Raw genomic sequence first — 15,314 nt, 5'->3', positions numbered from 1 at the left:
GCGGATATTTCAGCAGAGGCCCGAGGCGGGCCGCGCGACGACGCGGCGGTTCGCGCGCGCCCGAGCCGCGACGGCAGAATATCCGCAGTTATGAACGGAGGCCGGGGTAGAAGCTCAGCGTGGGCGCGTGCTGGTGAGCATTGTCGGCCCGGCGATATAGGCTCGCAACGGATGAACCGCATAACGACCGCCCTGCTCGCCGCTCTCGAGGCTCTACTTGTTGTCGCCATTGGTATCGGCATTGCCATGGTGCCGCTCACCGTACTCTGGGCCGCCCATTTCGGCTTGTCGGTGGAATGGTTCGTGTTCTGGCGGGCGGCCGCCGATATCTGGCTGCTCGGCAACGGCGTCGACCTCACGGTGCAACTCGGCCCCGACGTCGCCGCAGCCCTCGGCCTGGCCGGCGCCGACACTCCCTTCCTCATCTCGGTCGTGCCGCTCGGTTTCGCCATCCTGAGCGTGCTCATGGGCGTGCACACCGGCCGTCGCGCGGCCGAAACCCCGCACCGCTGGACCGGCGTCGGCGTGGCCGTCGGCACGTATGCCATTCTGGCCGCGCTCGTGACCCTGTCCGCCGTGTCGAAAACGGTGGCACCCAACCAACTGCAGGGGCTGCTGCTGCCGACGCTCGTCTACGCTGCCGGAGTTCTGGTGGGGGCCGAACTGGGGCGGCGCAAGGCTGCGGGGGCCGTGGAGGGTCTGGACCGTGTGAGTCGCGGCATCCGCTCGTGGTACCAGCGCATGCCGCACACCACTCGCACCGTCATCGAGGGCGCCCTGCGCGGCGGAACCGCCGCCGCCGCCGGCGTTCTCATCGTTTCGGCCGTGGCCGTGACCGCGCTCATCGCCCTCAACTACGCCACCATCATCGGGCTCTACGAGGCGGTTCAGGCCGGCGTTTTCGGTGGCGCCACCATCACCCTGGCGCAGCTCGCGCTCATTCCCAACCTGGTGATCTGGGCCGCCGCCTGGTTCGTCGGGCCCGGCATCGCGCTCGGCGTCGGTACCACCGTCTCGCCGATCGGCACCGTGGTTGGCACCCTGCCCGGTCTGCCGCTGTTCGGTGCGCTGCCGCAGGGCACTCCGGCCTACGGCTTTCTCGGGCTGCTCGTGCCCGTGCTCCTGGGCTTTATCCTCGCCGTCGTGACCCGGCAATTCCTTGACCGTCGGGGAGCGCCAGAGCGCACCAGCCTCGAGCACGTGCTCACCGGACTGGGCATGGGCGTCGTCGGCGGGGCGCTCCTCGGTTTGCTGGCCTGGTGGTCGGCGGGCGCCATGGGCCCCGGTCGCCTCGCCCTGGTCGGGCCAAATCCGCTGCTGGTCGGCGCCCTCGCGGCAGCCGAAATCGGCGTTGCAGCGGCCCTCGGCATGCTGGCCGGCCGCGTTCGGCTCCCCTCGGTGCGTGCCGCCAAACGGTAAGCTCAAGACCGTGCTGTCTATTGTCGTGTTGATCTCCGGCGGAGGATCGAATCTGCGAGCCCTGCTGGAGGCGTCAGAAGACGCCGAGTTTCCCGCCAGAATCGTGGCGATCGGCGCCGACCGTGACGCCGACGGCCTCGAACTCGGCGTCGAATTCGGCATCCCGGCCTTTTCCGTTCCCTTCTCGTCGTTTCCCGACCGCGCCGCCTGGGGCGACGAACTACTTTCGCAAATTCAGCAGTGGCAGCCCGACCTGGTCGTGCTCAGCGGCATGATGCGCCTGCTGCCGCCGCGCGTGGTCGCCGCGCTGTCGCCGAACCTGATCAACACGCATCCGGCCTACCTCCCCGAATTTCCGGGCGCACACGCGGTGCGTGACGCTCTCGCTGCCGGGGCCGTGCAGACCGGTGCGAGCATCATCGTGGTCGACAACGGTGTCGACGAGGGCCCCATCCTCGTGCAGGAACGCGTCGACGTGCTGCCAGGCGATACCGAAACTTCCCTGCAGAATCGCATCAAGATCGTCGAGCGTCGCCTGCTCATCCAGGCCGTACTCGACATCGCCAACGGACACATGAACCTCAAGGAGAACTCCAACGCATGAGTGGACACACCAACGCGCCCAGCTCGTACCGTAACCGCGACCAGATCGTAATCGAGCGCGCACTCATCTCCGTGAGCGACAAGTCCGGCCTGGTCGAGCTCGCCGCAGCCCTGAAAGCGGATGGCGTCGAAATCGTCTCCACCGGTTCGACGGCGGCCACCATTCGCGCAGCGGGCTACGACGTAACCGATGTCGCGGAGGTCACCGGCTTTCCGGAGTCCCTCGACGGCCGGGTCAAGACCCTGCACCCCGGCGTGCACGCCGGCATCCTCGCCGACCTGCGGCTCGAAACGCACGAAGCTCAGCTCACAGAGCTCGGCATCAAGGCGTTCCAGCTCGTCGTCGTCAACCTGTACCCCTTCGTCGAGACCGCCCTGAGCGGCGCAGAGCCGGCCGATGTGATCGAGCAGGTCGACATCGGTGGGCCGGCATTGGTGCGGGCATCCGCTAAAAACCACGCGAACGTGGCCATCGTCGTCGACCCGGCCAACTACGGCGAGATCATCGCCGCCGTCGCGGATGGTGGCTCGACCCTCAAACTGCGCCAGAAGCTCGCCTCGCTCGCCTTCGAGCACACCGCCGACTACGACCTCAGCGTCTCGGCGTGGTTCACCGAGAACGTCTACGACCAGTGGCAGGACGACACCGAGGCGCTGGGCGAAGACGTCACGTTCTCCACCATCGACGACGACGACGAAGAGGAATCCACCTTTCCCGCCGGCCTCGGTATCGAGGTCACCCGCGACGCCATTCTGCGCTACGGCGAGAACTCGCACCAGGCTGCCGCGCTCTACGTCGGCGAAGGCGGCCGGGGCATCGCCCAGGCCAAGCAGCTGCACGGCAAGGAAATGTCCTACAACAATTATGTCGACGCGGATGCCGCGGTGCGCGCCGCCTTCGACTTCAGTGAGCCTGCCGTCGCCATCGTCAAGCACGCCAATCCGTGTGGCATCGCCATTGCCAAGCCCAATGCACCGGATGCCATCGCCTCCGCGCACCTGCGCGCGCACGCCTGCGACCCGATCTCCGCGTTCGGCGGCGTGATCGCCGCGAACCGCGTCGTCACCCTCGGCATGGCCGAAACCATCAGCGAGATCTTCACCGAGGTGCTCGTCGCCCCCGGTTTCGAACCCGCCGCGGTGGAACTGCTCACCAAGAAGAAGAACATCCGCCTGCTCGAACTGCCGGCCGACTACGAGCGTTCCTCGCTCGAACTGCACCAGATTTCCGGCGGCCTGCTCGTGCAGGAGACCGACAGCTTTGAGGGCTTCAGCTCGGCCGGCTGGACTCTCGTGGCCGGCCCCGAAGTGGATGCTGCCACCCGCGCCGACCTGGAATTCGCGTGGAAGTCCTGCCGTTCCGTGAAGTCGAACGCGATTCTGCTGGCGCACGCCGGGGCATCCGTCGGTGTGGGAATGGGCCAGGTCAACCGGGTCGACTCCTGTCACCTCGCTGTGAGCCGGGCCGGCGAACGCGCCGAGGGATCGGTCGCTGCGTCGGACGCGTTTTTCCCTTTCGCTGACGGGCTCGAAGTTCTGCTCGACGCCGGCATCGCGGCGGTCGTGCAGCCCGGCGGATCGGTGCGCGACCCCGAGGTCATCGCCGCGGCCACCGCGGCCGGTGTCTCGATGTACTTCACCGGGGAGCGTCACTTCTTCCACTAGAACAAACGCGAGAAGCACCGCGCGATATTGACTCGGCGGTGCTTTTTGCATGCCTGGGCCGGTTATCCTGTTCGAGGCGGTGCCACACACCGGCTCCGCCGCATTCGGCCCACAAGGCCCGAGACAACGGAGTTTCCATGACCCTCACGCATCCAGCCGCCGCCCTCGACTCCCTCGCGCAGACAACACTGTCCCACGAGAAAGTGCTGATCACGACCGGGGAACGCTCCGGACTGCTGATCACGGTGGCCGTTCATTCCACCCGCCTCGGCCAGGCGCTCGGCGGCGCCCGCCTCTGGCAGTACGCGAGCTGGACCGACGCGGTCGCCGACGCCCTGCGACTCTCCGGCGCCATGACCCTCAAGAACGCGGCCGCCGGTCTGAACCTTGGCGGCGGCAAATCGGTGATCTACCTGCCGCTCGGCACCGTACTCACCGACGCCCAGAAACGCCTGGCCATGCTCGACCTCGGCGACGCCATCGAAAGCCTGAACGGTGCCTACATGACCGCCGAAGACGTGGGCACGAGCGCCGAACTCATGGCCATCGTCGCCGAACGCACGAGCCACGTCTGCGGACTGCCCGCCGCGAGCGGCGGAGTCGGCGAACCAGCCGATGCCACAGCGGCCGGAGTTTACTCGAGCATCGAATCCACCCTGGAGGCCCTGTTCGGCAGCCGCGAGGTGCCGGGCCGCCACCTCGTCATCTCCGGACTCGGCCAGGTCGGCGGACGCCTCGCGCGGGCACTCGCCGCAGCCGGCGCCACCCTCACCGTGACCGACATCAACCCCGACAAGCGTGCCCTAGCCGACGAACTTGGAGCCAGCTGGGTGTCCGTCGCCGACGCCCACCGAGTACACGCCGACCTGTTCGTGCCGTGCGGCCTCGGCGGCGTGCTGAGCGCATCCGTCATCGCGGAGCTGAACGTGCTCGGCGTCTGCGGCGCCGCCAACAACCAGCTTGCGACACCGGCCGGGGCGGCCCAGCTGGATGCGCGAGGCATCCTCTGGGCACCGGATTTCGTCGTCAACGCCGGCGGGGTCGTCTACCTCGCCATGGCGAGCGAACCGAACGCCGACCTCGCGCAGATCACCGCGCGTGTCGCGGGCATCGGCTCCGTGCTGACCCAGATCTTCACGGATGCCCGCGCCAACGAGATCACGACGCTCGCCGCCGCCGAGATGCTCGCCGCGGCGCGGCTGGGCGCCGCCCGGTAGCCCGTTCGCTCGCCCTGGCGCGCCCGCTTCGAGCGCCGAGAGCTACTGGCGTTAGGTAAGCCTGCTGGCGCTCCTGGCAGGTCGGTCGCGCCAGCAGCTCGAGGCCACCGGTGCAGCTTTCGGCCGCGCGACATCGTGGTCTGCGGTCTGCGGTCTGCGGTCTGCGCCCGGGGCACTACTCGCGGAGGTCGGCCGGGATTGTCGGAACGACGCGTGCGGCCGCACGGCGCTCCTTGAGCGTCGTGCGTGCGGCCTTGCCCAGTTCGGTGAGAATGGGGATTCCGGAGAGCAGGATGATGCCGATGATGAAGAACTCGGAATACTTCTCGACGAAGGCGATCTGGCCGAGGAAGAACCCGACCAGGGTGAGTCCGACGCCCCAGGCGAAGGCGCCAATGGCGTTGTAGGTCACGAAGCTGCGGTAGCGCATCTTGCCGACACCGGCGGCAACCGGCACGAAGGCCCGAAAGACCGGCAGAAAACGGGCCAGAATAATGGACTTGCCGCCGTGCTTGGCGAAAAAGGCGTTGGTGCGCTCCACATTCTTCGGGTTGAAGAAGCGGTTCTTCTCCCGCGAGAACACCGCGGGGCCGGCTTTTCGGCCGATGACATAGGCCAGCTGGTCACCGGCGAAGGCGGCAATGAAGACCACCAGGCAGGTCACCCAAATCGGCAGCGGAACAACGCCGGTCGCGGTGAGCAAGCCAACGGTGAACAGCAGGGAATCACCCGGCAGGAATGACAAAACGATGAAACCGGTCTCGATGAACACGACCGCGGCGACGCCCAGAAGCACGAAGGACCCAAACGAGTGGATCAGCCACTCAGAGTCGAGAAAATCGATTCCGAAGAGGGTGGGCAGCATGAAGAATCCTTCCAACGGGCGAGCGCGCGGGGCATGGCCATGCCGAGATGAGGCGCAGAACCCAGACTACGTGACCTCAGGCTGGGAAATGCCGGGTGGCCATTCCGCCCCGCGGATGCTCCCGCCCCAGAAAAACCTTGCGTTCTGCCCCCGTTTCGCCATAGTCTGAAAGGCTGCCTGATCCGGGGGCATCTGACACATATTCTTGAGGCGCCCAGGAGGCAGACATGACAAAGACAGCACCGATCACGCTCGCAGCGATTGCGACCGACGGCGCACACTTTGGCGTCTCCGCTGGGTCCCCCGCCGCCGTGCGTCTCGTCGGCTAGCCGCGACTCACCCCGCAACGACGAGCGATTCGCTCGTTCAGCCCGGCAGCTCGCTGCCTGCGCGTTCTGTACACGCGCACCCATCGCTCGATACCGGGCATCGCCGACCCGCCAGCGCCGTACGGCGCGAGCGTCTCGGGTGGCGACCACTCTGTCTGGTGACCACAAACATCCGCTTCACGCGCACCCCGCACCACAATCAGGACTGGACCATGACCACCACTGCACCACCGGCACCGCCGCCTCCCACCAACGACGCGGCCGTGCGCAGCAACACCTTTCGCAGCCTGCAACGGCTCTACCCCTATGCCAAACCGGCCCTGCCGCGCATCTATCTCGGCATGGTCGCCGCGCTGCTGGCCGGTCTCGTGGCCCTGGCCATCCCGCAGGTGCTGGCCTGGCTGGTCGACGGCCCGCTCAGCAGCGTCGGCTCCGGCGACAGCGCCTCACAGATCTGGCCGGCCGTGTGGATCGTGCTCGCCCTCGGCGTGGTCGAGGCGATCATGATCGCCCTGCGCCGCTGGTTCGTGCTCACACCCGGCACCCACATCGAGGCGCGCATGCGCAACCACCTCTACGCCCGCCTGCAGGACCTTCCGGTGAGCTTCCACGACCGCTGGCCGAGCGGCCAACTGCTCTCGCGCGCCGTGAGCGACTTGAACCTCATCCGCCGCTGGGTGTCGTTCGGGCTCGTGCTGCTCGTCGTCAACTTTCTCACCATCGTCGTCGGCGTCGTCATTTTGCTGTGGATGCACTGGTTGCTCGGCGTGATCTTCGTGGTCTGCTCGATTCCGATCTGGATCTACGGTTACGTCTTCGAGGAGAAATACTCGGTGATCGCCAGGCGCAGCCAGGACCAGTCCGGCGACCTCGCCACCGCGGTCGAGGAATCGGTGCACGGCATTCGCGTGCTCAAGGCCTTCGGTCGTGGCTCGTTCGCGCTCAAGAACTTCGCCTCACAGGCCGAAAGCCTGCGCGGCACCGAGATCGAGAAAGCCCGCGCCATTGCCGGCATCTGGCTCTGGCTGCTGCTGGTTCCCGATGTGGCGTTCGCGCTCTGCCTCGTCGCCGGCGTCTGGCTCACCAGCCAGGGCGACCTGAGCGGTGGCGAGCTGCTCGCATTCTTCGCCACGGCGACCGTGCTGCGGTTTCCGGTGGAATCGATCGGTTTTCTGCTGTCGATGACCTTCGACGCGCGCACCGCGACCGACCGGTTCTTCGACATTCTCGACACCCCGAACGACATCACCGACCCCGCTGACCCGGCAACCCTGGCCGCACCGCTCGGCCGGCTCGCGTTCGACAACGTGCACTTTCGCTACCCGGACTCGCCGGAGCGTTTTCCCGACCTGCTCGACGGCATCGACCTCGTGCTCGAACCGGGGGAGACCATGGCGCTGGTCGGCCTCACCGGCTCGGGCAAGAGCACGCTCACGGCCCTGACCACCCGGCTGTACGACGTGACGGCCGGTTCAGTGACGCTCGACGGTGTCGACGTGCGCGCGCTCAGCCGTGAGGAGCTGCGCCGCCACCTGGCGATGGCCTTCGAGGACGCCACGCTGTTCTCCGCCTCCGTTCGCGACAACGTGCTGCTCGGGCGCGCCGATCTGGCCGAAAACAGCCCCGAAGCGGATGCCGCGCTCGCGCAGGCCCTGCAGATCGCCCAGGCCGGGTTCGTGCACGACCTGCCGCTCGGCGTCGACACCCTCGTCGGCGAGGAGGGCATGAGCCTGTCCGGCGGACAACGACAGCGCCTCGCGCTGGCGCGCGCGGTCGCGGCGCGGCCATCCGTTCTGATTTTGGATGACCCCCTCTCGGCGCTCGATGTGAACACCGAATCGCTCGTGGAGAACGCGCTCCGCGAGGTGCTCGTCGACACCACGGCGCTCATCGTGGCGCACCGCCCGTCGACGGTCATGCTCGCCGACCGGGTGGCGCTGCTCGAAGACGGCCGCATCACGGCGGTCGGTACGCACTCCGAACTGCTGCGCACCAGCCCGCACTACACCTTTGTCATCTCCAGTCTGGAAGACGAAGAACGAAGAGAATCGATCCGAGCGGAGGAAGTACTGTGAGCGTCACCGGAGTACAGGGTGAGGAACGCCACGACTTCACCAAGGCCGAAAGTAAGCAGATTCGGGCCCGCTCGCTGCGGCTGCTCGGGTCGCTCCTGCTGCCGGTGCGCGGCAAGGTCGTGCTCGCCATGCTCGTAGTGGTCGTCTCGACCGCCGCGCAGGTGGCCGGCCCGGCCCTGATCGCCTTCGGCATCGACCGCGGATTACCGGCGCTGCTGAAGCAGGACTGGATGCCGCTGGCCGCGACCGGCGGGATCTACCTGGTCGCCGGGGTGCTCGGCGCGCTGCTGATCGCGTGGTACACCGTGCTGAGCGCCCGGGTGAGCCAGGCCGTGCTGATCGACCTGCGCAAGCGCGTGTTTGTGCACACGCAGAAGCTGAGCCTCGAATTTCACGAGTCGTACACCTCGGGCCGCATCATCTCGCGCCAGACCAGCGACCTCGACGCCATTCGGGAGCTGCTCGACTCGGGGATCAACCAGCTGGTGCAGGGCATCCTCTATATGTCGTTCACCGCGATCGCCCTGGTGCTGTTCGACGGCACGAGCGGACTCGTGCTGCTCTGTGCGCTGCTGCCGCTGGTCATTCTCACCCGCTGGTTCCAGGTGCGCTCGCAGAGCCTGTTCCGGCAGTCGCGGGTCGCGTCGGCGAGCCTGATCGTGCGTTTCGTTGAAACCATGACCGGCATTCGTGCCGTGAAGGCCTTTCGCACCGAGAAGCACAACGAGTCGGTGTTCGGACAACTCGTCGAGAGCTACCGGCAGGTCAACGCCCGAGTGATCCAGCTGTTCGGAGTCTTCGACCCCGGACTCGTACTGATCGGCAATGTCACGGTCGCCGCCGTGCTGCTGGTGGGCGGCTTTCGGGTGGCCGACGGCGACCTCGCCATCGGCGCGCTGCTCGCGATACTGCTCTACACCCGCCGGTTCTTCGACCCGATGGAGGAGATGGCGATGTTCTACAACTCCTACCAGTCGGCCGCCGCGGCGCTCGAGAAGATCTCGGGTGTGCTCGAGGAACGTCCGGGCGTGCCCGATCCGGTCGCCCCGGTCGACCTCTGGGAGGCCCGCGGACGGGTGCGCTTCGAGAACGTGCAGTTCGCCTACCAGGCCGATCGGGAGATTCTGCCGCACTTCGACCTCGACATTCCGGCCGGGCAGACCATCGCCCTGGTTGGGTCGACCGGTGCGGGCAAGTCCACGCTCGCCAAGCTCATGAGCCGCTTCTACGACCCGACGGATGGCCGGGTACGGCTCGACGACGTCGACCTGCGCGACCTGCACCCCAAGGACCTGCGGCGCGCGATCGTCATGGTCACCCAGGAGGCCTACCTGTTCAGCGGTTCGGTGGCGGAGAACATCGCGATCGGCAAACCGGATGCCTCGGCGCACGACATCCGCGCCGCCGCGGCTGCCGTCGGTGCTCACGACTTCATCGAGAGCCTGCCGAACGGGTATGACACCGACGTGAACAAGCGCGGCGGGAGGGTGTCGGCCGGTCAGCGCCAGCTGATCTCGTTTGCGCGCGCTTTCCTTGCTAACCCGGCGGTGCTCATTCTCGATGAGGCGACGTCGTCGCTCGACATTCCGAGTGAACGGCTGGTGCAGGAGGCGCTGCAGACGTTGCTGGCCGATCGCACTGCCGTGATCATCGCGCACCGCCTGTCGACGGTTGCGATCGCCGACCGGGTGCTCGTGATGGAACACGGGCGCATCGTGGAGGACGGCACCCCGAACGACCTCATCTCGGGAACCGGCCGCTTCGCGACTATGCACGCCGCCTGGCGCGATTCCCTGGTGTAGAGCGGGCGAGGCCGCCGACACTAATCGAGCAGGGGACCACGGCGCTCGGTGGCGTCTGGACCGAGGGGCTCCGGGCGGCCTGGGGTGCCCGGGGTGAGCGTGGCGGGCACAGGCTCCTTGAGCTCGACAAAGATGGTGTGCGTGGCCGTATCGCCGATGTTGGACCCGGAATGCTCTTGGGCGGGAAGCCAGCGAGCGACGCCCTCCGGCAGGTCGACGTCGACGGAACGGCCGCCGCTTGACAGACGCCGCTGGAAGGCGGTCAGGGTGAACATGACGCTGTCGGGGTGCCGATGCGGCACGGTTTCGTCGCCGGGCCGGTCGAGGTACTCGAGCACCCGCACCCGCTCGTTCTCGAAAATCACCCGGTAGAACTGGGGGTTGGTGACGACCGGATCGCTCTGCATGCCAGCATGGTAGCACCCCGCCCACCTCCCCACCGCGGGCGCGGTCAGGGGCCAGGCCCGGACCGATCATCATGCTCATTCTGGGCACCGTGCTGGGTCTGGTCGGCGCCGGCATGATCTCGGGGGTACGGCGCTCGCCGTCGTCACCGCCGCGCAGGGGGATGACGGCTACTTCACCACGCAGGCCGAGACCTTCACTGTTGATTCCTCGGCGATCACCTCGCCGAACCTGGACGTTGGCAAGGACCTCGGAGTGCCGACCGGGATGGGGTTCGACATTGCCACGCTGCGCCTGCAGGCGACCGCTGTCGACTCCGACCAGGACGTCTTCATCGGCATCGCGCCGCGCGCCGACGTTGATACCTACCTCGCCGACGTGAACCACAGCGAGCTGCGCGAGGTACGGACGTCTCCGTTCCGGGTCGACTACCTCGACGTTCCCGGCACCCAAACAGCGGCCGCTCCCACGGACCAGAGCTTCTGGACCGAATCGGCCACGGGCACCGGCGCCCAGGAAATCATCTGAAAGCCCGCCGCCGGCGACTGGTCCGTCGTCGTGATGAACGCTGACGGCAGCCCCGGGGTCGCGGTCAACCTCTCCGCTGGTGTGCACACCGATCTGCTCGGACCGATCGCTGTGGGACTCCTGGTCGGGGGCGGCATCCTCTTTCTGATCGGTGTGCTCCTCGTTGTGGCCGGCGCCATCGGCCTCGGTCGACAGCTCACACCGAAGCCGCGTAAGCCCGGGGGCGCGGGCACGGCACTGCAGCCGCCCGCTTTTGGCCGAGTGGATGCGACCGGCCCGATCACCCCGCCGCGACGAGTACCCGCCGTTCCGGCTAGACCAGGGTCCGGTCGAGCCGACCCCGGTCACCCGGCCGGAGGGCTGAAAAACCTACTTGTCGGAGCCGGCTGTCAGCCCGCCCACGATGTACTTCTGCAGGTAGAGGAACAGCGCCATCACCGGCAGGGCGGCGAGCACGGCACCGGCCGAGAAGGCGCTCCAGTCGGCGTAATTGGGGTTGGAGACGAGCTTGTACAGGCCCACGGCGAGGGTTTGCTTGTCGGGGTCGATGAGCAGCACGCTGGCCACGACGAAATCGTTGGTCGTGGTGATGAACGAGAGCAGCCCGACGACCGCGAGGATCGGGGCGACCAGCCGCAGAATGATCGTGAAGAAGATGCGGGCGTGGCTCGCCCCGTCGATCTTGGCCGCCTCGTCGATCGACGACGGGATCGTGTTGAAGAAGCCGTACATGAGGTAGGTGTTCACGCCGAGGGCGCCGCCGAGGTAGACCATGATCAGCCCGACCTGGGTGTTCAGACCGATCGCCGGGAACAGGTCACCGATCGTGCTCATCACGAGGAAGATCGCGACGACGGCGAGCAGCTGGGGGAACATCTGCACGAGCACGAGGGTCAGCAGTCCAACCCGACGACCGGTGAAGCGCATGCGCGAAAAGGAATATGCCGCAAGAGCGCCGAGGAAGACGGTGAGAATCGAGGTGGTGCCGGCGATGACGATGGTGTTGCCGAACCACTGGGCGAACGGGGCGTCGGGGGAGTTGAGAATGCGCGCATAGGCTTCGAAACCCACCTGCGAGAACAGCTCGTTCGACCCGGTGAGGGTTCCCTGTGGGTTGAGGGAGGCCGAGAGTACGTACAGCAGCGGAAAGCCGGAGAAGACGACCATGACGATGCCGATCGCGTGCCGCCACCCCGTGCGGCCGAACCACCGCTTGAACGTGAACGGTCGTTTCTGCGGGATCACCCGCGTGCCCTCGTCGACGGATGTCATCGGTTCAACTCCTCGAGTGCCTTGGTCTTGCGGAAGGCGATGACCGAGATGACCGCCACCAGGATGAAGATGATGATCGAGAACGCGCTAGCGAGCCCGTAGTCCCGGGCCTGCCCCGTGAAGGCGACCTTGTAGACCATCGAAATCAGGATGTCGGTGGCCCCGACATTCACGTCGGCCGCGGCATCGCGCGGCCCGCCACCGGTGAGCATGTAGATGAGATTGAAATTGTTGAAGTTGAACGCGAACGATGCGATGAGCAGCGGCGCGACCGACACCAGCAGCAGCGGCAGCTTGATCAGCCGGAACACCGCCCAGGGCCTGGCGCCGTCGACCGTGGCGGCTTCCTCGAGTTCGGCCGGGATCGACTGCAGGGCTCCGGTGCAGACCAGGAACATGTACGGAAACCCGAGCCACAGGTTCACCACGAGAATGCTGATCTTGGCCAGCCATTCGTTGGTGAGCCAGGGGATCTGCGCCCCGCCGAGCAACACTTGGTTGACGAAGCCGAAACTCTCGCTGAGCATGCCGGCCCAGACTAGTGCGGACAGGAATGCCGGAAAGGCGTAAGGCAGGATCATGGCGACCCGGTAGAACTTGCGACCCTTCATGCGCATGTCGTTGAAAACGATGGCGAGAAAGAGCCCGAGGAAGAATGTCGTCGCCATCGAGAGGGCGGCGAAGGTGATGGTCCACAGGGTTACGCTGATCAGCGGTGTGCGAATGCCTTTTTCCGTGAAGGCGCGGGCGAAGTTGTCGAATCCCACGTTGATGCGCCAGCCCGGCAGCATCTCCTCACCGGTCGCCGAGACGAAGGCACCGTCACCGGTGTCGGAGAAGACCGTGCCGGTCTGGGCATCCGTCATGGTGTCGGCCTGCTCGTCGTAGACGAGCGAGGAGAGGTAGAGGTAGGCACTGCTGCCGTCGTTGGTGCGCAGGGCGCCGTCGTTCGGGTCGTCGGAGAACGGCACCGTGAGGGCGGTGATTTCAGCCGTGCGCGACAGGATGTCCTGGAAGCTGAGGGTGGTGTAGCCGTCGAGCCCGACGGCCTCACCACCGGTGATGGTGGCATCGTTCACGGGCGCCAACGGGCTGTCGGCCGAGCCGAGGCTCACCTCGCCGCCAGGGTCGGTCACCAGAAAACTCAGAGTGCCGAACTGGTCGAGCACCGTGACCGCGTAGCTGGGGGAGTCGGGCACGCGCTCCTGGGCGCTGCTCATGAGCGCCGAGATGGCCTGCGCCTTGTCACTGTTGTGGCCGGTGCTGTAGTTGGTGAACCCGATGTAGGCCGTGTAGCCCACGACGAAGATCTGGAACACGACCAGGAAGATGACGCCGGGGGTGAGGTATTTGGCCGGGAGCTTGCCGGGCGTGAAGTAGATCCAGTTGACCACGAGCGTGACCAGGGCGACGAGCGCGAAGATGAGCCACTGCTGCTGCAGGAACAGGATGAACAGGCCATAGAGCGCGACGGCGTCCACGACGCCGAGCAGCGCCATCTTGACCAGGATGGCTTTCAGGCCGCCGGAGGCTGCTTCCGCGACCATAGCCGCGCGATGCTGCCGCTTCGACGGTTTGGTCGTGCTGACGTCGGTGTCATCGGTGCGCATGGTTCAGCTTTCGTCGGGTTCAACTCTCGTGCGGGGTGTGGTCGACGGGCGACCACACCCCGCGGTGGTGCGGTTGCTGCGGTTCTACGGCGGGTGCCGGTCAGCCGATGGCGCCCTGCACGTCGGCGGCCAGCTTCTGCCACGTCGCGGTGGGGTCTTCGCCGTTGATGATGGCGGCCTGGGCGATGCCCCAGAACTGCCAGACCTGGCCCATGGCCGGGATGGCGGGCATCGGCACGGCCTCAGCGCCGACCGCGGCGAAGCCGGCCACGATGGGATCGCTCGACGCTGCCTCAGCGGATGCCTTCAGCGCGGGAAGGACCTCGCCCGACTCGAACAGGGCGGTCTGCACGTCTTCGGTGGCCATGTAGTTCACCAGGAAGTCGTTGGCGGCGACCTTGTTCTGGCTCTGCTCGCTGATGAAGAAGCCCTTCACTCCGGCGAAGGGGGCTGCGGCGCCGGTCGACGGAGCGGCGATCGGGTCGACCACGAGGTTGATTCCTGCGTCGAGAGCTGCGCCGACGTTCCACGGGCCGGTCAGCCAGAAGGCGGCGTCGCCGGACGTGAAGGCGGTCTTGGCGATGTCACCGGTGATCTCGGTGTTGAACACGCCGGTACCGGTCTTGCCCTGGGCGGAGAGCCAGGCAGCGAAGGCCTCACCGCCGGCGTTGCCAATTTCGAGCTGGGCGGCGTCATAGCCGCCGGTTGAGTCGGTGCCGAAGACCGGAGCTCCGAACGACGTCTGGAACGGGTAGAGGTGGTACGGATTGCCGTCGACACCCTGCTCGACCAGGAACGGGTAAGTCACGCCGGTGGCGGTGCCCTTGGCGATCATGTCGTCGTAGGAGGTGGCGGCCTCGGGCACGAGGTCGGCGTTGCGCAGCAGAGCGAGGTTTTCGACGGCGTAGGGCAGCTCGTAGACCTGGCCGTCGTACGTGGATGCCGTGATGGCGACGGGGAGGAAATCGTCTGCCTTGTCGCCGAGTTCGATCGGGCTGACGACACCGTTGGTGACGAGTTCACCGAGCCAGTCGTGGGCGCCCATGGTGATGTCCGGGCCCTTGCCGGTGGGGACCTGCTGAATGAAGTCATCCTTGAGGGTGGCATTGTCTTTGGAGACGAGGTCGACCTCCACTCCGGTCTTCTCGGTGTACGCGGCCGCGGCCGGTTTCAGGGCGTCGACGCGTTCGGCGTCGATCCAGACCGTCAGTGTGCTCGCGGAAGCGGCGTCGCCGGCGGTGTCGTCGGATGACGCGGGCGAGCATCCGGCGAGGGCGAGGGTTGCAGCGCCCAGGAGGGCGCCGAGGCGGAGCAGGTTCTTGGTGTTCACCGTCATTGGTGTGGAGCCTTTCGCAAAATTGTGCCTGCGGCGATGCAGGCGGGCTGATTCCGACCCGGTTTGCAAGCGATTGCATCCCGGCCTTGATCGAGGTTAGCCCGAATACGCGCCATTCTGGTCACAGAACTGCAACGAATCGTGGAGAACGCGAATTCTGTGCGGATCATCCTGCAAACGCTTGCAGT

General features: G+C 66.6%; 12 protein-coding genes. 7 read left to right on the top strand and 5 right to left on the bottom strand.

Features of this window, described 5'->3' with window-relative positions:
• The first annotated feature begins 171 nt into the window (after positions 1–171).
• The 4 genes from E3T35_RS11365 to E3T35_RS11350 all read left to right on the top strand — a co-directional run bounded on the left by E3T35_RS11365 (position 172) and on the right by E3T35_RS11350 (position 4,904).
• The gene (locus E3T35_RS11365) at positions 172–1,419 is read left to right on the top strand and encodes a DUF6350 family protein (protein ID WP_134379155.1); all 1,248 of its coding nucleotides are present in this window, start codon (positions 172–174) and stop codon (positions 1,417–1,419) included.
• Between the two features lie 10 nt (positions 1,420–1,429).
• Positions 1,430–2,023 (top strand): phosphoribosylglycinamide formyltransferase, encoded by a 594-nt coding sequence (gene purN, locus E3T35_RS11360; protein WP_104089806.1) that lies wholly within the window; start codon positions 1,430–1,432, stop codon positions 2,021–2,023.
• Positions 2,020–3,687: a bifunctional phosphoribosylaminoimidazolecarboxamide formyltransferase/IMP cyclohydrolase gene (purH, locus tag E3T35_RS11355; RefSeq protein ID WP_134379153.1), complete on the top strand. Its 1,668-nt coding sequence runs from the start codon at positions 2,020–2,022 to the stop codon at positions 3,685–3,687. The genes purN and purH overlap by 4 nt, the downstream gene beginning before the upstream one ends.
• Positions 3,688–3,824: 137 nt before the next feature.
• Positions 3,825–4,904 (top strand): Glu/Leu/Phe/Val dehydrogenase dimerization domain-containing protein, encoded by a 1,080-nt coding sequence (locus E3T35_RS11350; RefSeq protein ID WP_134345293.1) that lies wholly within the window; start codon positions 3,825–3,827, stop codon positions 4,902–4,904.
• A 175-nt stretch (positions 4,905–5,079) separates the two neighbouring features.
• Here E3T35_RS11350 and E3T35_RS11345 read toward each other — a convergent pair whose 3' ends face one another.
• Positions 5,080–5,769, bottom strand: a complete 690-nt coding sequence (locus E3T35_RS11345; RefSeq protein ID WP_134345292.1) for a DedA family protein — start codon at positions 5,767–5,769, stop codon at positions 5,080–5,082.
• Positions 5,770–6,310: 541 nt separating this feature from the next.
• Between E3T35_RS11345 and E3T35_RS11340 the strand changes: the two genes are divergently transcribed.
• Complete coding sequence (locus E3T35_RS11340) at positions 6,311–8,173, top strand: ABC transporter ATP-binding protein (protein ID WP_134379275.1); 1,863 nt, start codon at positions 6,311–6,313, stop codon at positions 8,171–8,173.
• Positions 8,170–9,975: an ABC transporter ATP-binding protein gene (locus E3T35_RS11335; protein ID WP_134379151.1), complete on the top strand. Its 1,806-nt coding sequence runs from the start codon at positions 8,170–8,172 to the stop codon at positions 9,973–9,975. Before E3T35_RS11340 ends, E3T35_RS11335 begins: the two co-directional genes overlap by 4 nt.
• 20 nt (positions 9,976–9,995) lie before the next feature.
• Here E3T35_RS11335 and E3T35_RS11330 read toward each other — a convergent pair whose 3' ends face one another.
• On the bottom strand, positions 9,996–10,382 hold the full coding sequence (locus E3T35_RS11330; protein ID WP_233206176.1) for a cupin domain-containing protein: 387 nt from the start codon (positions 10,380–10,382) through the stop codon (positions 9,996–9,998).
• A gap of 265 nt (positions 10,383–10,647) precedes the next feature.
• Here E3T35_RS11330 and E3T35_RS11325 point away from each other — a divergent pair, with 265 nt between their 5' ends.
• Entirely contained in the window at positions 10,648–10,908 is a 261-nt protein-coding gene (locus E3T35_RS11325) for a hypothetical protein (RefSeq protein WP_134379149.1), read from the top strand.
• A 369-nt stretch (positions 10,909–11,277) separates the two neighbouring features.
• Here E3T35_RS11325 and E3T35_RS11320 read toward each other — a convergent pair whose 3' ends face one another.
• The 3 genes from E3T35_RS11320 to E3T35_RS11310 form a co-directional block, all read right to left on the bottom strand.
• Complete coding sequence (locus tag E3T35_RS11320; RefSeq protein ID WP_134345289.1) at positions 11,278–12,180, bottom strand: sugar ABC transporter permease; 903 nt, start codon at positions 12,178–12,180, stop codon at positions 11,278–11,280.
• Positions 12,177–13,790, bottom strand: a complete 1,614-nt coding sequence (locus E3T35_RS11315) for an ABC transporter permease subunit (RefSeq protein ID WP_092339303.1) — start codon at positions 13,788–13,790, stop codon at positions 12,177–12,179. Before E3T35_RS11315 ends, E3T35_RS11320 begins: the two co-directional genes overlap by 4 nt.
• 100 nt (positions 13,791–13,890) lie before the next feature.
• Positions 13,891–15,126, bottom strand: a complete 1,236-nt coding sequence (locus E3T35_RS11310) for an extracellular solute-binding protein (protein ID WP_134379147.1) — start codon at positions 15,124–15,126, stop codon at positions 13,891–13,893.
• Positions 15,127–15,314: the final 188 nt, after the last annotated feature.

Source organism: Cryobacterium sp. TMT1-2-2 (assembly GCF_004403505.1).
GTDB lineage: Bacteria > Actinomycetota > Actinomycetes > Actinomycetales > Microbacteriaceae > Cryobacterium > Cryobacterium flavum.
This window is presented reverse-complemented; position numbering and strand designations above follow the sequence as displayed.

Coding starts and splice junctions, on each gene's coding strand:
- E3T35_RS11330 (WP_233206176.1), bottom strand. CDS start 10,382: ATGCAGAGCGATCCGGTCGTCACCAACCCCCAGTTCTACCGGGTGATT.
- E3T35_RS11350 (WP_134345293.1), top strand. CDS start 3,825: ATGACCCTCACGCATCCAGCCGCCGCCCTCGACTCCCTCGCGCAGACA.
- purH (WP_134379153.1), top strand. CDS start 2,020: ATGAGTGGACACACCAACGCGCCCAGCTCGTACCGTAACCGCGACCAG.
- E3T35_RS11325 (WP_134379149.1), top strand. CDS start 10,648: ATGGGGTTCGACATTGCCACGCTGCGCCTGCAGGCGACCGCTGTCGAC.
- E3T35_RS11365 (WP_134379155.1), top strand. CDS start 172: ATGAACCGCATAACGACCGCCCTGCTCGCCGCTCTCGAGGCTCTACTT.
- E3T35_RS11320 (WP_134345289.1), bottom strand. CDS start 12,180: ATGACATCCGTCGACGAGGGCACGCGGGTGATCCCGCAGAAACGACCG.
- E3T35_RS11345 (WP_134345292.1), bottom strand. CDS start 5,769: ATGCTGCCCACCCTCTTCGGAATCGATTTTCTCGACTCTGAGTGGCTG.
- E3T35_RS11310 (WP_134379147.1), bottom strand. CDS start 15,126: ATGACGGTGAACACCAAGAACCTGCTCCGCCTCGGCGCCCTCCTGGGC.
- E3T35_RS11340 (WP_134379275.1), top strand. CDS start 6,311: ATGACCACCACTGCACCACCGGCACCGCCGCCTCCCACCAACGACGCG.
- E3T35_RS11315 (WP_092339303.1), bottom strand. CDS start 13,790: ATGCGCACCGATGACACCGACGTCAGCACGACCAAACCGTCGAAGCGG.